This window comes from Deltaproteobacteria bacterium GWA2_45_12 (assembly GCA_001797365.1).
In the GTDB taxonomy this organism is placed as follows: domain Bacteria; phylum UBA10199; class UBA10199; order UBA10199; family UBA10199; genus UBA10199.
This window is the reverse complement of the sequence record MGPH01000006.1, coordinates 1-19,423: the sequence shown is the minus strand read 5'-3', so window position 1 is coordinate 19,423 and position 19,423 is coordinate 1. Positions and strand designations below refer to the sequence as shown.

At 45.1% G+C, this 19,423-nt stretch carries 13 protein-coding genes, 1 tRNA gene and 1 pseudogene (1 of these 15 cut by a window edge); 13 read left to right on the top strand and 2 right to left on the bottom strand.

All coding sequences use genetic code 11. The features are described from left to right. A pseudogene (locus A2048_02855) lies at positions 1-1,010 on the top strand (hypothetical protein); it begins 7,981 nt to the left of the window's first position. Here A2048_02855 and A2048_02850 read toward each other — a convergent pair. Beyond that, entirely contained in the window at positions 1,007-1,726 is a 720-nt protein-coding gene (locus A2048_02850) for a hypothetical protein (protein ID OGP10767.1), read from the bottom strand. The pseudogene A2048_02855 and the gene A2048_02850 sit on opposite strands and share 4 nt — an antisense overlap. Before the next feature lie 155 nt (positions 1,727-1,881). Between A2048_02850 and A2048_02845 the strand changes: the two genes are divergently transcribed. The 10 genes from A2048_02845 to A2048_02800 all read left to right on the top strand — a co-directional run bounded on the left by A2048_02845 (position 1,882) and on the right by A2048_02800 (position 12,840). Continuing rightward, on the top strand, positions 1,882-2,802 hold the full coding sequence (locus A2048_02845; protein OGP10766.1) for a hypothetical protein: 921 nt from the start codon (positions 1,882-1,884) through the stop codon (positions 2,800-2,802). A gap of 284 nt (positions 2,803-3,086) precedes the next feature. After that, positions 3,087-4,637: a hypothetical protein gene (locus tag A2048_02840; GenBank protein ID OGP10765.1), complete on the top strand. Its 1,551-nt coding sequence runs from the start codon at positions 3,087-3,089 to the stop codon at positions 4,635-4,637. A 223-nt stretch (positions 4,638-4,860) separates the two neighbouring features. After that, positions 4,861-4,932 (top strand) — tRNA-Val (locus tag A2048_02835). Positions 4,933-5,154: 222 nt separating this feature from the next. Beyond that, a complete protein-coding gene (locus tag A2048_02830) occupies positions 5,155-6,885 on the top strand; it encodes a threonine--tRNA ligase (protein OGP10764.1) in 1,731 nt (576 codons plus the stop codon). A 103-nt stretch (positions 6,886-6,988) separates the two neighbouring features. Beyond that, positions 6,989-7,507 (top strand): translation initiation factor IF-3, encoded by a 519-nt coding sequence (locus A2048_02825; protein OGP10797.1) that lies wholly within the window; start codon positions 6,989-6,991, stop codon positions 7,505-7,507. A 508-nt stretch (positions 7,508-8,015) separates the two neighbouring features. Continuing rightward, positions 8,016-8,375, top strand: a complete 360-nt coding sequence (locus A2048_02820) for a 50S ribosomal protein L20 (GenBank protein ID OGP10763.1) — start codon at positions 8,016-8,018, stop codon at positions 8,373-8,375. Between the two features lie 122 nt (positions 8,376-8,497). Continuing rightward, positions 8,498-9,487 carry a phenylalanine--tRNA ligase subunit alpha gene (locus tag A2048_02815; protein OGP10796.1) on the top strand — a complete coding sequence of 330 codons (990 nt, stop codon included), beginning with the start codon at positions 8,498-8,500 and terminating at the stop codon, positions 9,485-9,487. 1 nt (position 9,488) lies between these two features. Continuing rightward, on the top strand, positions 9,489-11,858 hold the full coding sequence (locus tag A2048_02810) for a phenylalanine--tRNA ligase subunit beta (protein ID OGP10762.1): 2,370 nt from the start codon (positions 9,489-9,491) through the stop codon (positions 11,856-11,858). Between the two features lie 215 nt (positions 11,859-12,073). Continuing rightward, positions 12,074-12,349 carry an integration host factor subunit alpha gene (locus A2048_02805; protein ID OGP10795.1) on the top strand — a complete coding sequence of 92 codons (276 nt, stop codon included), beginning with the start codon at positions 12,074-12,076 and terminating at the stop codon, positions 12,347-12,349. A gap of 80 nt (positions 12,350-12,429) precedes the next feature. Then, the gene (locus A2048_02800) at positions 12,430-12,840 is read left to right on the top strand and encodes a hypothetical protein (protein ID OGP10761.1); all 411 of its coding nucleotides are present in this window, start codon (positions 12,430-12,432) and stop codon (positions 12,838-12,840) included. A gap of 91 nt (positions 12,841-12,931) precedes the next feature. On the opposite strand, the gene A2048_02795 is transcribed toward A2048_02800, so the two are convergent. Next, complete coding sequence (locus tag A2048_02795; protein OGP10760.1) at positions 12,932-13,936, bottom strand: hypothetical protein; 1,005 nt, start codon at positions 13,934-13,936, stop codon at positions 12,932-12,934. 41 nt (positions 13,937-13,977) lie between these two features. Here A2048_02795 and A2048_02790 point away from each other — a divergent pair, with 41 nt between their 5' ends. Both A2048_02790 and A2048_02785 read left to right on the top strand, forming a co-directional pair. Then, positions 13,978-16,557 (top strand): DNA mismatch repair protein MutS, encoded by a 2,580-nt coding sequence (locus A2048_02790; protein OGP10759.1) that lies wholly within the window; start codon positions 13,978-13,980, stop codon positions 16,555-16,557. 58 nt (positions 16,558-16,615) lie between these two features. Then, on the top strand, positions 16,616-19,381 hold the full coding sequence (locus A2048_02785; GenBank protein OGP10758.1) for a [protein-PII] uridylyltransferase: 2,766 nt from the start codon (positions 16,616-16,618) through the stop codon (positions 19,379-19,381). Positions 19,382-19,423 lie beyond the last annotated feature (42 nt).

Below are 19,423 nucleotides of genomic sequence, written 5' to 3'. Positions count from 1 at the left end.
CCAATACAAATGTGAGCGCCGGTCCCATCTGCAATTTTTCGGAAGTAAGAATGTTGCGTGCCCTCAAAGACACCATTCTGGATCCTTATTATTCCAATCACGCAGATCAAACCCGTATTTATGCCTATGGGCATTCGATGGGTGCTTCCGGTTCCATTACCTGGGCCATGCATTATCCCCAAATCTTCGGCATTGTGTATGCCTCTGAAGGTATGACTGATTATGCGGGCGATCCTGTTTTTAGAAATGAAAATATCGGCCGATGGGGACCTTTGGCCACCAATAATCCTGTGCTCAATCTTGGGATCGAGTGGGTGGATGGGTCTAACACGGCTGAGAGCATTCGTGCCCTTAACGGCATGGGCATTTGGGATTACATGGACCACAAGACGATCGCCTGTGATCCGAATTACCAGGACATGGACACCGCCTTCATCATTGCTGTTCACGGAACCAATGACGGAACCATTCAGCCGGCCTCGCAAGGGTATCCTTTCTATGATTGCATGAACGATGGTCGACGCGGATTCATTGGTGAGGTCAATACGGGCTATCATGGGTGGCAGGGGTATGCGCCCGCCGATGACATCAATTTCAGGATGTTTAGTTTCCCGTGGGGAGACTGGGAAGATGGCATGCCCAATACCCCGGGAGTCGATCGCAGTTTCCCTGTGAAAACTTATGTGGCCTTCTCTGATTCAACCTCAAGCGATGTGGGGCGAACCAGCGGAACAGCGGCCTACAACGAGTTCCTGCAATGGGATGTCAAAACCATTGTGGATCAAGCCAATCGTTACGAAGTGAGCATGTATGCCCGTGGTTCATCCCAAATAGCGGATGTGACCCCTCGCCGTCTGCAAAACTTCGTGGTCAATCTTGGCCAGCGTTTTAGCGTTACCTTGGGAAGCGCTTCTCCTATTAATGTGTTTGCGGATGGGGATGGTGTACTCACTGTGCCTAATGTAAACATCCCCACCGGTGGCGTGAAAATGGTGATCATACCGAATTAAGGGCGTAAACTACATCCCCCGCCACCGCGATTGTTTTGGGCTTGAAGATTAACCCTGAAATTTTGTTGGGCTGCGGCTGTGGGCGCACAGCAGTGGCCATCAAAGCATGTCGTACCGTCCGGGCAGGTGGCGTCTTCATCAATCTGTCCGTCACAATCGTCATCAATGAGGTTGCAGCTTTCTGCAGACACTGTTGTACATGTCTGGCAAGAACCGCCGACGCAATGAAAATTACCTTCGCCGATAGGAACAGGGGGAGGCAGGAAACACTCTGTGGCGGCTTCATCCACCAAAGAATCGCCATCATTGTCAACGCCATCACAACGATCTTCGCCAGCCGCATTCAGGCCACCCTGACCTGTGCCTTCTACGGGGCAACAATAACTTTCTCCCAAAAGACAGAACCGGTTGGCTCCGCAAATATCGCCATCATCGGCTTGTCCGTTGCAGTCGTCGTCTTTGTTGTTGCAGGCTTCGGCTATTATGTTTTCAGCCAAGCAGGTTTCACAGCTACCACTACCAGTGACACATCGTAAATTACCCAACGCTGATCCAGGAGGATCGCCAATATCATTGCTATGGCAAGAATCGGTGCCATCAATGCCAATGGTGCATCCATCGGCCATGGCATTGGGGATCGCCCATTTTTGTTGAAACAACAAAACAGATAAAAATCCGAGAACCAGTAATACGCCGGTCAGAAAAACTTTTTTCATAGAAGATTCTCCTTGTGAAGGGTTAGTGGGGAAAATTATTTATTCTTAAGAAGTTTAAGTCAATCTGTATTTGTAGTTTGTCTTTAGAATCTGATCCCTTCAGGGAACAATAATCCTTTTACATTCCTTTCCAAATATGATGAATTATTTTTTCGATGCATCCACTTGTTCAATCTATGCTCAAAGGCGACAAACGTGCACTCTCCCGCCTGATGACCTATGTCGATAACCGTCACGAAGATCTCATGAAAATCATGAAAGAAGTTTATTCCCATTGTGGAAAAGCTTATCGCATTGGAATTACCGGTCCTCCGGGTGCAGGGAAGTCAACTTTGGTTGACAAGCTGATTCATGCTTTTCGAAAACAGAAAAAAAAGGTGGGAGTTATTGCCATTGATCCCAGCTCCCCCTTTACCGGGGGCGCGGTGTTAGGCGACCGCATCCGGATGACCGAACATGGCGCCGATGACGATGTGTTTATCCGTTCATTGGGGTCGCGCGGATCCCATGGCGGGCTTTCCCGCGCCACGCGTGATATTGCCAACCTCATGGATGCTTTTGGCTTTGACATCATTCTTATTGAAACGGTGGGGGTGGGGCAGACCGAACTTGATATCATGGCGGTGGCGCATACCACAGTGGTCGTCCTTGTGCCTGAATCGGGGGACACCATTCAAACGATGAAGGCGGGCCTCATGGAAATTGCCGATGTCTTTGTGGTGAACAAGGCCGACCGCGAAGGGGCTGACCGGATCTTTGCCGAATTAAGGGCTTTAGTTGAGATGGCCTCAAGCACCCAAAAGGTGCCCGTTTTAAAAACACAGGCCATTTCCAATAAAGGCATTGATGAATTGATCTGTGCCATTGAAAATATTTCCAGGGAAAACAAGGCCGGTTTGAAAGGCCTTTTAAAGGAAGAATGCACCGATATTGTCTTGGCGGAACTTCATCAAAAATTAAAAGCCGAAATGGAAGGTAAGGGGATGTTTACGGCATTGGTCAAAAATCTTGCAGAAAAACATCATAATCCCTATGAGACGGCCGCAGAAATTTTGGAAAAAATAAAGGTCAAATAAAATTAAAAGATCATCGTGGCATCCCCCTTTAAAAAAGGGGGGTAGGGGGGATTTGTTCCCGTTCCAATTCCCGTACCCGATTTAAATATTTTTTATGAGAAAAAGAGAGGAAAAGAGATTGTTAAAAGGCAATACGGGAACGGGAATGCAAGCGGGCTCAAATCCCCCTTAATCCCCCTTTTTTAAAGGGGGACATCATTTGGGAATAAATGATGTGAGTAAATTAAATTTTACCCACTCGAAAACGCGAGCACCCAAATTAAAAATAGAGCAGAGGTTATTGTATGTCATCCATCCAAGCTACCAACCCAGCCACCGGTGAAAACATGGGAGAGATTCCCGTGATGGAAGAAGCCGAAGTTAAAATGGCCATCAACCGGGCCCGGGTGGCCCAAGAATCATGGGCCCAAACGAGTTTTATTCAAAGAAAAAAAATCATTCTTTCGGCACGTGGCATTATTTTAAAAAACATCGATTCGATTGCTGAACTTATTTCAAAAGAGAACGGCAAACCCATTCTGGAATCCATTTCGCATGACATCATGCCCGTGATGGATTTGATGACTTATTTTGCCACCAAAACCGAGCCCCTTCTTAAAAAAGAAAAGATATGTTTGGGGAAATGGTCTTTTTTGGGGCACAAAAGCCACATCGAATATTATCCTTATGGAGTTGTCGGGGTGATTTCCCCATGGAATTTTCCATTTTCCATTCCTTTGGGTGAAGTGGTCATGGCCCTTATGGTGGGTAATGCCGTTGTCTTAAAACCTTCCGAATTTACAAGCTTAGTTGGGCTTAAAATTGGCGAAATCATGGGCCAGGCGGGTCTTTCCCGGGATGTGCTTCAGATTGTTACCGGCGATGGTGGCACCGGAGCCGCTCTGGTCAAGGGTGGGGTGGACAAAATTGTTTTTACAGGCTCGGTTTCTACGGGGAAAAGGATCATGGCAGCAGCCAGCGAGAAACTTTTGCCCATTACCTTAGAACTTGGCGGAAAAGATCCCTTCATTGTGTTGCCCGATGCCGACGTCGATTTGGCCAGTTCGGCTGCCGTTTGGGGGGCTTTTTGCAACAGCGGCCAGGTATGTGCCAGCGTTGAGCGTGTGTATGTTCACCAATCCATTGCCGACAAATTTACAAACCTGGTTGTTGAAAAAACAAATAAACTTCGCTTGGGGTTTGGATTAAGGGGCGATGTCGATATGGGTTCCATGACGGCCGAAATGCAGATTAAAAAAGTGGAAGCCCAGGTTGAAGACGCCAAAAAGCGGGGAGCCACAGTTCTTACAGGGGGTGAGCGAAATGCCGATTTACCGGGAAATTTCTACAAACCCACCGTACTCACTCATGTTGATCACAGTTTTTCAGTGGTTGAAGACGAAACCTTTGGCCCGGTATTGCCCATTATGACCTATAAAACCGAGGATGAAGTGGTGGAACTGGCCAACGATTCTGACTATGCGCTGAATGCCTATATTTGGACGAAAAATTTGAAAAAAGGAGAAGCCTTTGCCTCGCGCATTGTGGCGGGAACGGTGAATATCAATGACTCGGTTTTTTCCAATGCCTTGGCGCAAACCCCCTGGGGGGGCCCCAAGGAAAGCGGTGTGGGGCGCACCCACGGAACCCTGGGTCTTTTGGATTTAGTGCAAATGCGCCATGTGCACACCAACAAAATGTCCTCCAAAAAGAATAATTTCTGGTGGTTTGGCTATTCCGAACAAAAACTTCAGATGATGAAGGCTCTCTGTTTTATTTTGTTTGGGACCTTTTTTCAGAAGATGGGAAATCTTTTCAAATTTCTTTTTTATTTCTTTAAAGTAAAAACATTATAAACATCAAAAAGCTTGGTCTAACTCCTTGACATCCAATCATAAATACTGATAATCACGGCTCCTTTTTGGGAAGTGGATGATAGTGAGACCAATTTGGAAAAAATAAAAGAAATAGTGTTAGAGGAGGCGTCCCGAGTGAGGTCGACTGAGGCCTACCTGAATGGTAGGTCGCAAGGAGCCGAGCGAGGGCAACGAACTATAACGCTATTTATTTTGTTTTTTTAGGCGCGTAGCTCAGTGGTAGAGCACTTGCTCGACACGCAAGTGGTCAGCGGTTCAATCCCGCTCGCGCCTACATAAGGCGCCCCTGGTTTCCACCTTCGCCCCTTTGGGGCTTCGGCGGATTAAGTGGCTCTAAGGTTCTCGGCTCGATGTTTCTCGCCGATAATCCAAGAGCCACTTAACAATCCCGCTCGCGCCTACAATTGGTAGGGGCGATCCTTGTGATCGCCCGTAAATAACAAGGGCGAATATCCTCCTGAGGCGGGCAGGCAAGATTCGCCCGTACGATATAAAAATGGTTTGCAGAACCGGACATGAAAACGATCCCATTGAAAAAATGAGGCATTCGTGTGCGCATATTATGGCCAGCGCGGTGGTCAGGCTTTTTTCGGGGACCAAGGTGACCATTGGGCCCTGCGTGGAGGATGGGTTTTATTATGATTTTGATTCCGAACACACATTCACCCTGGAAGATTTGCCGAAAATAGAAGGGGAAATGGCCAAAATCATCAAGGCCAATGATTCCTTTGTCCGGAAAGAGGTTTCCAAAAAGGAAGCCATCACGTTTTTTGAAAATAAAAAAGAAAAGTACAAGGTTGAAATCATCAACGGCCTGTCTGATTCCGAACCCATTAGCCTTTATCAGCATGGCGATTTTGTTGATTTGTGCAAGGGGCCCCATGTTGATAAAACGGGCAACGTTGCAGCCTTCAAGCTTTTGCAGGTGGCGGGTTCCTATTGGCGTGGGGATGAAAAACGGGAAAGACTTCAGCGCATTTACGGTACGGCCTTTGCAAGCCAAAAAGATTTGGATGATTATTTGATTCGTCTTGAAGAAGCCAAAAAGCGGGATCATCGCAAGCTGGGTAAAGAGCTTGAGCTTTTTAGTTTTCATCCAGAGGCTCCGGCTTCTCCTTTTTTCTATCCCAAAGGAGCCCTGATTTACCGGTTGGTCGCTGATTATCTGCGTGGTTTGTACAGCATTCATGGTTATCAGGAAGTGATTACGCCCCAGATTTTGGACATTGACCTGTGGCAACGTTCCGGTCACTTGGATCATTTCAAGGAAAACATGTATTTTACCGAGTTCGAAGGCCGTCAAATGGCGGTCAAACCCATGAATTGTCCGGGCCATTGTCTCATGTTTGGGGAACGAAAATGGTCCTATCGTGAGTTGCCTGTTCGTTTTGCCGATTTTGGGCGATTGCATCGTTATGAAAGAAGTGGAGTGACTCACGGGCTAACAAGAGTACGCACTTTTTCGCAGGATGATGCCCATATTTTTTGTACGCCTGAACAAATGGAAGGGGAGATCCAGAATTTTTTGAAATTGGTGCAAGAAGTTTATACGCATTTTGGTTTTGAGGAAGTTTTTGTGGCTGTGTCGACAAGGCCAGAACATTTTTTGGGAAGTATTGAAAATTGGGATGTGGCTGAAAAGCAACTGATGAGCTCGCTCCAAAAAGCTGCCTTAAAGTATCACATTAACCCCGGTGAAGGGGCTTTTTATGGTCCCAAGATTGAATTTCAAATAAAGGATGCCTTGGGGCGCCCCTGGCAGTTGGGGACTTTACAGGTTGATTATTCCATGCCGGAACGTTTTGGTTTGGCCTATATCGACCGTGACAGTACGGCAAAAACACCGGTCATGCTTCACCGGGCGATTTTGGGTTCGATGGAGCGTTTTTTGGGTATTTTAATAGAGCATTGTGCGGGAGCTTTTCCTTTTTGGTTGGCCCCTGTCCAGATTATTTTACTGACCATTACCGAGGCGCAAAATGATTATGCCACGGAAATAAAAAACCTTCTTCACTCTAAGGGATTTCGTGTAGAAATTGATGGCCGTAATGAGAAACTTGGATTAAAAATACGCGAAGCTCAGCTTAAAAAAATACCTTATATGGGGGTGCTTGGAGCCAAAGAGGCGCTTGCCAAATCAGTGGCAATAAGGCATCGCAAGGATGGAGATTTGGGAGTACTTAATTTAGAGGATGTGGCCCAAAAATTGGGTCAGGAGATTAACTAATTTTTCGCCGTTGGCTCTTTGTGGTTGTCAAAAAAAATCACAAATTGCCAACCAAGATATCAAGGAGGTTTTTATTTATCCCCGATTTGGACGCAGGCCGCCCATGCGGCCGCATTCAGGACCACGAATGAACGAATATATTCGTGTTCCTCAAGTAAGATTGATTGGTTCGGATGGTAAGCAAAAAGGTCTTTTTGCCACTGAGGCCGCTTTTCGAATGGCCAGGGAAGAAAATCTGGATTTGGTTGAGCTTGATCCCCATGCAAAGCCCCCTGTTTGCAAGATTATTGACTACGGAAAGTACAAGTATCAGCTGCAGAAAAAACAGCACGAGAGTAAAAAGCACCAAGTGGTGGTGCATGTAAAAGAAATCCAGATGGGTCCCAATATCAGCGAGCACGATATCCAGTTTAAGATAAAACACACTCATCAGTTTTTGGAAGATAAAGATAAAGCCAAGATTGTGGTCAAGTTTCGTGGCCGTGAAATCCAGCATGTGGAGCGGGCCAGGGAAATTTTGGACCGCTTTATTCGTGAAACAGCCGATGTCGGTGAGGTAGAAAGCCCTCCAAAGATGGAGGGGAGGGCCATGATGATATTTTTGGCCCCAAAATCTAAATAAATTATAAGTTAGGAGTTATATAGTTAGGAGTTAGGAGTTAGGAGAAAAACGGGGAAGGATATCTTCTATCTCCTCCTATCTCATAACTCATAACTATTTATTTATGCCCAAAATAAAAACAAATCGTGGTGCCGCCAAAAGATTGCGTGTTACCAAGAATAAAAAATTCAAGTTCTCAAAAACAAAGAGACGGCACATCTTAGAGGGAAAAAGCCCCAAGGAAAGCCGTCAGATGAGAGCTGGCACGTATGTGCACAAGTCGGATGAAGGAAGAATGCATCAGCTTTTGCCGTACGCTTAATGTAGGGGCGCCGCTTGCCGCGCCTGAACCGGGCACACCAAGGTGTGCCCCTACAAAAAACATTCCGAGGCCAGATTTATCAAGACCGGTTCCATGGTGGAATCGGCGCCGTAGGAATAATCTAAAATAAGTGTGTCAGTGGCATGTGCATGAGGTTCTGATTTTTTGACTCACGCACTTAAGCACTTAAACACTTAAGCACTTACTATGTCTCGAGCAACAAACAGGATTGCTTCACGCAATCGAAGAAAAAAAATATTGAAAAAAGCAAAAGGCTATCGCGGTGGCCAATCAAAGCTTTTCCGTACCGCTGTTGAAAAAGTGGCGAGAGGTTTGCAGTTTGCTTTCCGTGATCGCCGTGTTAAAAAACGCGATTTTCGTGCCTTGTGGATTACGCGTATCGGCATTGCTGCCAAAGAAAATGGATTATCCTATTCAAAATTCATTTCGGGCCTGAAAAAAGCCCAGGTGAATCTGGATCGAAAAATCCTGGCTGATTTAGCGGTGAATAGTCCAAAAAGCTTTGCTGAGGTTGTCAGTTTGGCCAAAAGTAAATTGGCCGCTTAATTTATAATGTCTAAATCCCCCTTCATCCCCCTTTATTAAAGGGGGAAAGAGGGGGATTTAGACAATTTGTTCAAATAACTTCCTTGAAAGACCTTCTCATTCAAAAATTAGAAACTCTTAAAATGGAAGCCAAGGATGTTTTTGTCCAGGCTTCTAATTTGGACGATCTTTATCAGAAGAAACTTATTTTTCTGGGTAAAAAAGGTCGACTGACCGAAGTTTTAAAAGAACTGGGACAGCTTTCCGTCCAAGATCGACCCGTTCTGGGTGCTTTGGCCAATCAACTTAAAGTTGAACTTGAATCTTTGTATTCTAATATTCAAGAAAATATAAATAAAAATAATATAAATGAGGGGCTTCAAAAAGACCATATTGACACCAGTTTGCCGGGCTTTAGGCTTCCCCATGGGCACGCTCATCCTGTCAATTTAGTTTTGGATGAAATGAAGGATATTTTTAGCCGCATGGGTTTTGATTTAGCCCATGGTCCTGAAATTGAGACCGATTACTATAATTTTGAAGCACTCAATATTCCCCAAAACCATCCAGCCCGCGATATGCAGGACACTTTTTATGTGGATGGTTCCAAAGTTTTAAGAACGCATACCTCTCCGGTTCAAATTCGTGTGATGGAAAAAACACCCCCCCCCATTCAAATTGTGGCGCCGGGGGTTGTTTATCGTCGTGATTCAGACATGACCCATACTCCCATGTTTCACCAAATTGAGGGTCTTCTTGTGGATGAAAATGTGACCCTGTCCCATCTTAAAGGGGTCGTTGAAACTTTTTTGCGCCTGATTTTTGAATCAAAGGTAAAAGTGAGGTTTCGTCCCAGTTTTTTCCCATTTACCGAACCTTCCTCCGAAGTGGATATCGGTTGCGTGTTTTGCAAGGGAGACGGGTGTCGCGTTTGCAAGAACACCGGTTGGCTTGAAATTATGGGGTGTGGTATGGTGGACCCCGCTGTTTTCAAATTTGTAAAAATTGATCCTGAAAAATACACGGGTTTTGCTTTTGGTGTCGGCATTGAACGAATAACCATGCTTAAATATGGCATTAACGATATCCGGTTGTTTTTTGAAAATGATTTAAGGTTTTTGAAACAATTCTAATATGAAAATCTCTTGCCGCTGGCTTAAAGAATTGCTTCCCGCTCTCAAACTTTCGCCTCAAGGGTTGGCTGAAAAGCTTACCTTAATCGGGCTTGAAGTTGAGGCCATCGAAGACCAATCCAAGAAATGGGAAGGGATTATTGTCGGATTGGTTCTTTCCAAAGAAAAACATCCCCAGGCCGATCGTTTGTCGGTTTGTCGTGTTTCTGATGGGAAACAGGAATATCAGGTGGTGTGCGGGGCTCCCAATGTCGAAGCAGAAAAAAAATATCCCTTTGCCCAAATAGGAACGGTTTTTCCCAATGGCCTGGTCATCCAAAAGGCCAGTCTTCGTGGCGTAGAATCCCATGGCATGCTTTGCTCGGCTAAAGAGCTGGGGCTGGCCGAAGAATCCCAGGGGCTGCTGATCCTTTCAGACAAAGCCAAACCCGGTGAAACACTGGCGCATCATCTGGGTTATAACGACCATATTCTTGAAGTAGCCGTCACTCCCAACCGTGGGGATTGCCTTTCCCATATTGGTCTTGCGCGTGAACTTGCCTCTTTTCTGGGGTTGCCTTTCAAACAAGCACGCAATTATTTTGTCGAAGGAACTTATCCAACCAAAACCTATGTCAAAGTACGGGTTCGCGACAGGAAAGCCTGTCCCCGTTATTGTTTAAGGGTGATTCGGGGAGTGGCCATTGGGCCTTCGCCCCAGTGGTTACAGGCCAAACTTGAAAGCCTGGGGGTTCGTCCCATCAACAATATTGTGGATGCCACCAATTATGTCATGTTGGAAACGGGCCATCCTTTGCATGCCTTTGATCACCGGTTTGTTCGTGGAGGAAGCCTTGTTGTACGCCGAGCTGAAAACGGAGAAGTTTTAAAAACCCTGGATGCCACCCACCGCAAATTGGACAAGGAAGATTTGGTTATTGCCGATGCCGAAGGCCCCATGGCGTTGGCGGGTATCATGGGGGGGGAGCATTCAGGGGTTCAACAGGACACAAGCCTTGTTGTGCTTGAAGCAGCGGCTTTTAATCCCGATGTCATCCGTAAAACAGCCAAGAAACTGGGCATGAAGACGGAATCATCTTACCGCTTTGAACGCGGCGTTTCCCCTGAAGGCGTTCGTAATGCCATGGACCGTCTTGCCCGTTTTATTCTTGAGTTTGCGGGCGGTGAACTTTGCCAACAAATTACGGACCTCTATCCGCGCAAGCAGGAAAAACTTCAGTTTTCCCTTCAGGAAAAAACAATCCATCGCCTTTTGGGTCCGGTCATCCCTTTGGGAACGGTGGGGCGCATCCTGAAACAACTGGGTTTGAACCCGCGGCGTACCAAAATGGGATGGCGTTTGGAAATTCCCCCTTACAGAAACGATCTGACTCGTGAAGCTGACATTGTGGAAGAAATTGTGCGTTTTTACGGAATGGATCAGATTCCCTCCCAACTTCCCCGGGTTCTTATGAGGGAAGAAGTAACCGAAAAAGATTGGTCCATCGAAAAACAAGTCCGCGAATTCTTGATTTCAAGGGGGTTTAGCGAAACCATCCATTACAGTTTTTATGACAAGGAATTGGCTGCAAAAATAAATTTGAATCAGGAAGGCGCGGTGCTTATTCAAAATCCATTAAGCCAGGAAATGTCCGTGATGCGCCAGTCGCTTGTTCCCCAGCTTTTGACAACCCTGGTAAAAAACAAACAAGCTTCCTCTTCATTAAGATTTTTTGAAATACGTTCGGTGTACCCGTCTTCTTCACTTCAAGAAAAAAGATTAACCGGTGTTTTTACGGGAGCTTTATGGGATAAGCAATGGAGAGCTTCCCCCAGGAACCTTGACTTTTTTGATGGAAAGGGGTTTTTAACATACTTGTTTAACCAAGTCGCTGTTTCCTGGATTGATGGAGCCGGAGTTTCTTATTTGCATCCCCATCAATCACTTAAGATCATGTGCGGTGATACAAGATTGGGTGTGTTGGGAGCCCTTCATCCTGAAGTCGCCCAAAAATTTGAATTTAACGAACCCGTGTATGTTTTTGATGTGTGTTTTGATAAACTGGTTTCAAAGTGGAAAACCAAAAAAAATGAATTCAAACCCTTGTCTCATTTTCCAAGTATCGGTCGTGACATGGCTTTGATTGCCGATAAAGATTTAAGCTTTGGAAAAATTTTGGAAACCATTTCAGGGTATACCATTCCATGGCTTGATAAAGTGGATCTCTTTGATCTCTATCAGGGGCAAGGGATTCCCGATGGTAAGAAGAGTTTGGCTCTTTCCATGATGTACCAAAATGCCGAGCGTACTTTAACTGATGAGGAAGTGAACCAGGTCCATTTTAATCTGGTAAAACGCCTCCAAAAAGATCTTGCAGTTTCTTTAAGATAAACGCTTGATAAGTATTAGTTTTTAGGTAAAATGTTTTATATCCACCTACGTCCCCGCTCGTTGGCGGGGACTTCGGCGGACAAGCCTTGCTGGATCAAACCTTCCGCCTTAGGCAGAGGGTTTTGGGCTTAGGGCTTACCTTGGGGAGTAGTATTCATTTTCATGAAAGGAAGGAAATTATGACGGAAGCTGATGATGAAAGCCTGGAAGGCGCCATGACCAAAGCGGATATTGTGGAATCCATTTACGAAAAAATTGGTTTCTCCAAAAAAGAGGCTCAGGATATTGTCGAGCTCATTTTTGAAACAATAAAATCAACCTTGGAAAAAGGCGAAAAAATCAAGATTTCCGGTTTTGGTAATTTTGTGGTTCGTCAAAAAAGACCCCGCATAGGACGTAACCCGCAAACAGGCCAAGAGATTGAGATTACGGCACGCAAGGTTTTAACCTTTAAGCCATCCCAAATCCTGAAGATGGCATTAAATAAATAAGTGAACGTGTGTTGTGTGTTGTGGGTTTTTGATTCAAATAATTCACGATATGCCATACGTATGGTTTTTCGAGTTGTTTTATGGCACAAACCCAACGTAGTGTAACCATTCCCGATAAACTTTATTTTAAAATTGGTGAAGTCAGTGAACTTTTAAACCTTGAACCCTATGTTCTTCGCTATTGGGAAACCGAGTTTAAAGACATTTCTCCCGTCAAGTCTCGCACCAATCAAAGGCTTTACAAAAAAAAGGATGTCGAGCTTCTTTTAAAGATAAAGAAGTATCTCTACGAAGAACGCTTTACCATTGATGGAGCGCGCAAACGTTTAAAGAGTGAGAAAGGGCGTGTTGAGGTTGAGGCCGAAAAGAGCCAGTTGGGCCTTGGAATTATTCCCTCTGAAAAGGAAAGTAGCTGGCAGCTGTTAAGCGATAGCATTAAATCAGAATTGGCCCAGTTGAAGGATCGGATTGTTCAGAATATTCCAAAATAAATCGTAGGGGCGAATCTTGTATTCGCCCTTGTAGTGACAGGTCGCGACTTGTCTACCGTTCAAGGGCGATCACAAGGATCGCCCCTACGTTTCAGATGAATTTCCTGATATCTCTTATCAAGACCTGGTTTTCCTCAAATCTTTTTACATATTCCCGATAATCTTTAAAAGGAGAGGCTTTAACCACGCCGTCCTTTAATTCAAAATCCCTTAAGCGTGTCAGCAAAAAACGTATGGCTGACAAGTCGAGGTAATAACCAAAACTATTTTTTTCCTTTTTTGTAAACCGGCGTACAGAAGTATAGCCGGTAAGCACGGCTTTTATTTTTTTAAGGTCAAAATCTTTTCCGTCATGACAACAGGCATGAATCGCCACACACACATCAAATAAAAATGCTTCCTTTCCGGCAGCCTCAAAATCGAGAATGCCATGAAGCTTGTTGTTACCATAAAGGATGTTTTCAGGAAACAAATCGGCATGGATAAGCCCCGACGGCATTCCCAAAGGTTCTTTCTTTTCAAGCTCTTGAATTTTATTTTTTACCCAGAGATGAATGGAAGGATGTTTTTTCTGTAATTTTTTCTGTACAGAATTAAAGACATGTTTTTGTCCGTGAATATCAAAACGATGTACAGAAAAATGTCCTTTTTTTGTTCCCACATGAATCTGGGCCAGGGCACGCCCCGCTTGAATCAGATGTTTGGGCTTAAGGTTTTTGCCAAAGAGCGATTTCCCATGAATTTCCTCAAAAAGGAGGATGGTCTTTTTATTTTGTAAGGGCAATTCATGAATTGCCCTTACAAAGGATACTGGTGTCCGAAACGGTAATCGCGCCTTCTCTAATTCCTCCAAAATATGCAGCTCACGCAAAAGCCTTTTTTTATCTGCGACCTCATCCACCTTAAGGTAATAATTCTTATCCTTATAATGCAGTCTGTAATAGGTATTCACCGTTCCCGCGACAATTCCCTTAAAAGAAAGGGGAGGGGGAAGGCCGAATTTTTGGGCCAGTTGACCGATCTGTTTTTTGTTAAGTTTGGTATAGAGGGCCATGGGCTGGCTAAAGTAACGAATTAACAAAAGCTTGGCCAACAAAATTTCTTCATTTTTATCAATTAACTTGTTAAATCATTTCAATGTCCGAAACCACCCCCATGATGGCTCAGTATTTTTCTATCAAGAACAAGCATCAGGACTGCATCCTTTTGTATCGTCTGGGAGATTTTTATGAAATGTTTTTTGAGGATGCCAAAAAGGCCTCCCAGGTTTTGGATTTGACTCTTACTTCTCGCAACAAAAACCAGGCCGATTCGGTTCCCCTGTGTGGCATTCCGTATCATGCGGCTCAAACTTACATTAACAAATTACTCGCTACCGGGCATAAAGTGGCCATTTGTGAACAAACCGAAGATCCCAAAAAAGCCAAGGGACTGGTCAAACGCGAGGTTGTTCAAATCTTAAGTCCTGGCTTGGTGTTCGACCCCGAAAGTTTGGAAGGAAAAGCCCCCAATTATCTTGCTTCCATCCTATTTAACGATCATAAATTTGGATTATCTTATGTTGATATTTCAACTGGTTGTTTTAAGTTAATTGAAGTTTTAGATGAAGATAAGCTCATGGCGGAGTTGTCTCGCTTGGAACCCAAGGAAATTTTGGTTCCCCAAGAAGGGGAAGGGGCCGATTGGGTTGAAAAACTACGTTCCTTATTTCCGGTTCGTTTGGCCTGTCTGGGAGGCTGGTATTATGACCGTGATTTTGGGGAAGATTTATTTATCCGTTACTACAAATTAAGCAGCGAGGCCCTGGGGTTAAATTCCCATCCCGTTGGGGCGATGGCGGCTGGGGCTCTTTTGGGGCATTTAAATGATTCCAAACTTCTTCAGGAACATATTTTAAGTCAGCCAAAAATTGTTTTCACCTCCGAGTTTTTGCATCTGGATGAAAATGCCAAACGCCATTTGGAGCTTACCCAAACCATGGCCACGGGGGAGCGCCAGGGGTCTCTTTTGTGGCTGATTGATCAGGCTTCCAGTTCCATGGGAAGCCGCCAGATTCGCGAGTGGATGCTCTATCCGTTGACTGATCTTCATTCCATCCAAAGACGGCAGGATGCTGTTGGTGAGTTTGTTGAAAACGCCTCTTTTTTGGATTCCGTACAAAGTTTACTTCAAGGCTTTGCCGATCTTGAGCGAATCCAGAATCGTATTCTGGCAGAGCAGGCCAGCCCGCGCGAGTTTAAGGCTTTGGCTTATTCCCTGGAAAAAATCCCGGCCATCAAGGATTGTTTGTGCCACTGTTCCTCTGCTTTGCTGAAAAGCTTGTGGCATACGATGGAAGATTTGTCCGATGTCCAAAATCTGATTGGTTCCACCTTGGTTGACGACCCGTCCCTGGCCTTAAAAGAGGGGGGCATCATTCGTGAAGGGGTGAATAAAACTTTGGACGAATTACGTGATGTCGAAAAAAACGGAAAATTCATCATTTCCACCATGGAAACCCAGGAACGGGAAGCCACGGGGATTTCTTCCTTAAAAATCCGGTTCAATAATGTTTTTGGTTATTACATTGAGATAACCAATGTCCACAAGGAAAAGGCCCCGGCTCATTACATACGCAAGCAAACCCTAAGCAATGCCGAGCGCTTTATCACACCGGCCCTTAAGGAATATGAAGACAAGGTCTTGGGGGCTGCTGAAAAAATCAAGGAACTGGAATACGGTCTCTTTTTGGAATTACGCGTCAAAGTGGCCGCCCAGTCGGAACGCATTAAAAAACTGGCGACCCATTTAGCTACCCTGGATGCCTTGGCGGGTCTGGCTTCTTTGGCTTCCCAGAGAAATTATGTGCGGCCGGTGATGGTCGACCTGCCCCTGTTAAATCTGACCAAAAGCCGTCATCCCATTATTGAAGCCTTGCTCGATGAGGCTGTTTTTGTTCCCAATGACATTTTTCTGGAAGGAAAACAGGCTTCCCTGATGATGATTACCGGGCCGAACATGGCGGGTAAGTCCACACTGATGCGGCAAGCGGCCCTTATTGTCATCATGGCGCAGATGGGGGGATTTGTTCCGGCGGCAGAAGCCAGGATTGGATTAACCGATCGTATTTTTACGCGTATCGGGGCTTCCGACCATCTGCAAAAAGGCCAGTCGACCTTCATGGTTGAAATGCTGGAAACAGCCCATATTTTAAAACAGGCCACACCCCAAAGCCTGATTCTTTTGGATGAAATCGGCCGGGGCACTTCCACCTTTGATGGATTAAGCATTGCCTGGTCGGTGGCAGAAACCATTCACGATAAAATCGGGGCACGCACTTTCTTTGCCACCCATTATCATGAGCTGACCGACCTTGCCGAAGAAAAGCCGGGGATCAAAAATTATCACATGGCGGTCAAGGAATGGAATGGGGAAATCCGCTTCTTAAGGGAATTAAAAGAAGGGGGAACCAATCGGAGTTATGGAGTATCTGTTGCGGCGATGGCGGGGCTTCCTTCCCATACCATCACAAGGGCGCGCGAGTTGCTTAAAATTTTGGAGCAAAAAGATTTGCAGTTTCAAGCGGAAGCCGCCTCAGGATTTCATCAGCCTTCGTTATTTGAGGAAAGAAAGTCCCTCGTAGAAGAAGAGTTGAAGAAAATCGATGTGAATGCGATAACTCCTCTTTCGGCCCTGAATTTATTGGCAGAGTTAAAAAAAATGGTAGGGGCGGGGTAACCCCGCCCGTACAAGGGACCGCCCGTACAAGGCGGGATAATCTCGCCCGTATAAACATATGTCTTCCGAAATCCAAACCTCCATCCAAGACAGTTTTGAGCCCATAGGATGGGATGCGCATGATTTTGTGCGCTATGTTCCTGAAATACTGCAAAACCCGCTTAAGGAAGCTTGCCAAAATTTTCTCTTTTTGTGCAACCAACAGCTTAAACTCCTTCACGAAAGAAATTATCATGCCGAACAACTTGTGGGCATTCGTTCAGCCATGATCGATAAGCTCTTGCTGCATATTTTGGAAACGATTGAACCGGAAGTCCGGCAAAAAACATCCCATCGTGGTCCGGGGGTTACCCTTGTGGCTCAAGGGGGATATGGGCGTTCCGAAATGAATGTCTATTCGGATATCGACATTGTTTTTTTATACTCAACCAAAAAAGGAGCCTACATTGAAACCCTGACCGAAAAAGTCTTGTATTTGTTGTGGGATTTGGAGCTTGAAGTAGGGCATGCCACACGCACACTGGCCGATTGCAAAAAGATGTTCCAGGAAGATTCAACGGTATTGACAGCCCTGCTTGATGTTCGCCTTTTATACGGGAATGAATCCCTTTTTTTGGAACTCAAAAAAACTTTGGCTGATTATTTAAAATCTTCTTCCAACCAACAAAAGACGATTCAGGCCAAACTTGATGAAAGAAAAAAACGAATTGCCAAGTATGGGGGATCCGTTTTTGTTCTTGAGCCCAATGTCAAAGAAGGGGCCGGTACTTTGCGCGACCTTCAACTTTTATTGTGGATGGCCAAAATCAAGGGGCAAAAGGCCACTTACCAAGATCTTATTCAAAATGGATACTTAGATGAAGATGAAGAAAAAAAGCTTGTGATGGCCCGTAATTTTTTGTGGCGCATTCGCAACGAGCTTCATTTTTTGGCCGAAAGAAAAGCCGATGCCCTTACTTTCCAGCATCAGGAGGTCGTGGCGCAGAAGTTGGGTTTTAAGGATTCCGTCGATGGAATTTTAGGCGTTGAACAGTTCATGCAGACCTATTACAGCCTGGCCTACGATGTTTATACCATCACCGACAAAGTGCTGCGAAAAATGAAGGCGGGCGGGTTTGGGTTTCATCAACTTATTCAAAAGATAACCACACGCAAGATTGATGACATCTTCCGCATTGTCGAGGGGCAGTTGTCCATCAAGAATCGTCAGGTTTTCATTGATTTTCCTGTGTCCATGATGCGTCTTTTTTCCCACATGCAGGAAAAGGGTTTGGCCCTTCATCCCGAAACCAGGGACCATGTAAGGTCCCTGGTTTCAACGGTCAATGACGATTTCAGGAACAATCCTGAAAACATCAAAATCTTCAGGGCCATTTTGAATTCTTATTCCAATTTGGGGGATGTGCTCATGGCCATGCATGAAACCCATTTTCTGGATGCCTGGATGCCCGAATTCAAAAAACTTCGCTGCCGTGTGCAGCACGACGTTTATCACATCTACACCATTGACACGCATTCAATCTTTGCCGTGAATGAACTTTCAAAGCTTGTCCGTGGGGACTACGATGCAAAATTTCCTTTCTATAAAGAAGCGCTACAAGCCGTTGTTCATCCTGAACTACTCACCCTGGGTCTTTTTTTGCACGATATTGGAAAAGGGGAGGGTGGGAACCACTCCGTCAAGGGGGCCGTCATTGCACGCAAGATTACCGAACGTCTTCAATATTCACAGGCAGAAGCCGATGCGGTTGATTTTTTGATCCAATCCCACTTGATTATGCCGCATTTATCACAGCGCCGTGATTTGGATGATCCGGAACTCATCATCAAATTTGCCCGTTCCATGGGAACCATGGACAATCTGAACATGCTATTCCTTCTTACGTGGGGGGATATCCGTGCCGTGGGCCCTGAAGCCTGGACCGATTGGAAAGACGTGCTTTTGCAGAAATTGTACAAACGTACCCATGAGGTCATCACCAAGGGCGAATTCTCAAAGGAAAAGACAATCGAACGCATCGCCCGGGTGAAAGAAACAATCATGAGTCAATTTGGTGACAAATATCCCAAGGAAGACAGCCAGAGATTTTTGTCGGTGATGCCCCCCCGTTACTTTTTTGCCAATGAAGACCGTGACATCGAAAAACATTTTTTGATGTTTGAAAAATCAAAAACAGAAAAACTGGTTTCCGACCATCGTGAGTTGGGTGAATTTAATTTGAAGGAAATCACCATTTATACCCTGAATGCCCCCCATGTTTTTTCGGTGATTACCGGGGTCATGTTGGCCCATGGCATCAATATCATCCATGCTGATATTTTTCAGACAACCCATGGATATGTGCTTGTCATTCTGGATGTCACTTTTCCTGTTTCAAGGAATAGTGTGGGCCAGCAATTTGAAAGTGTTCAAAAGGCCCTGGGCGATGTTTTGCTGGGACAAACCAAAATCGCCGACCTTATTGATAAGCAGAAAATTCCGGATTATCTGAGTAAAAAACCCGTTCAAAAAGCAAACAGCAAGGTGGTTCTAGATAACGATGTTTCGGCTTATTACACGGTCATCGATGTCTATGCCCATGATCGTTTGGGGCTTTTATACGACATTGCCCGTGTGCTAAATGAGCATGGATGTTTTATAGGGCTCTCAAAAATTTCGACCAAGGTGGAACAAGTAACCGATGTATTCTATGTAAAAGATATTTTTGGAAAGAAAATTACGGCCGCGGACAAAATTAAAATAATCAAAAATGCCTTGCAAAAGGTGATTGACTCTCAGGAAGAGATAAAATTTTCTAGGAGCCTGTCGGGGAAACATTTTTAGTAATTCATGATCGGCAACAGCCCCGGTTTTTGATATAAGGAG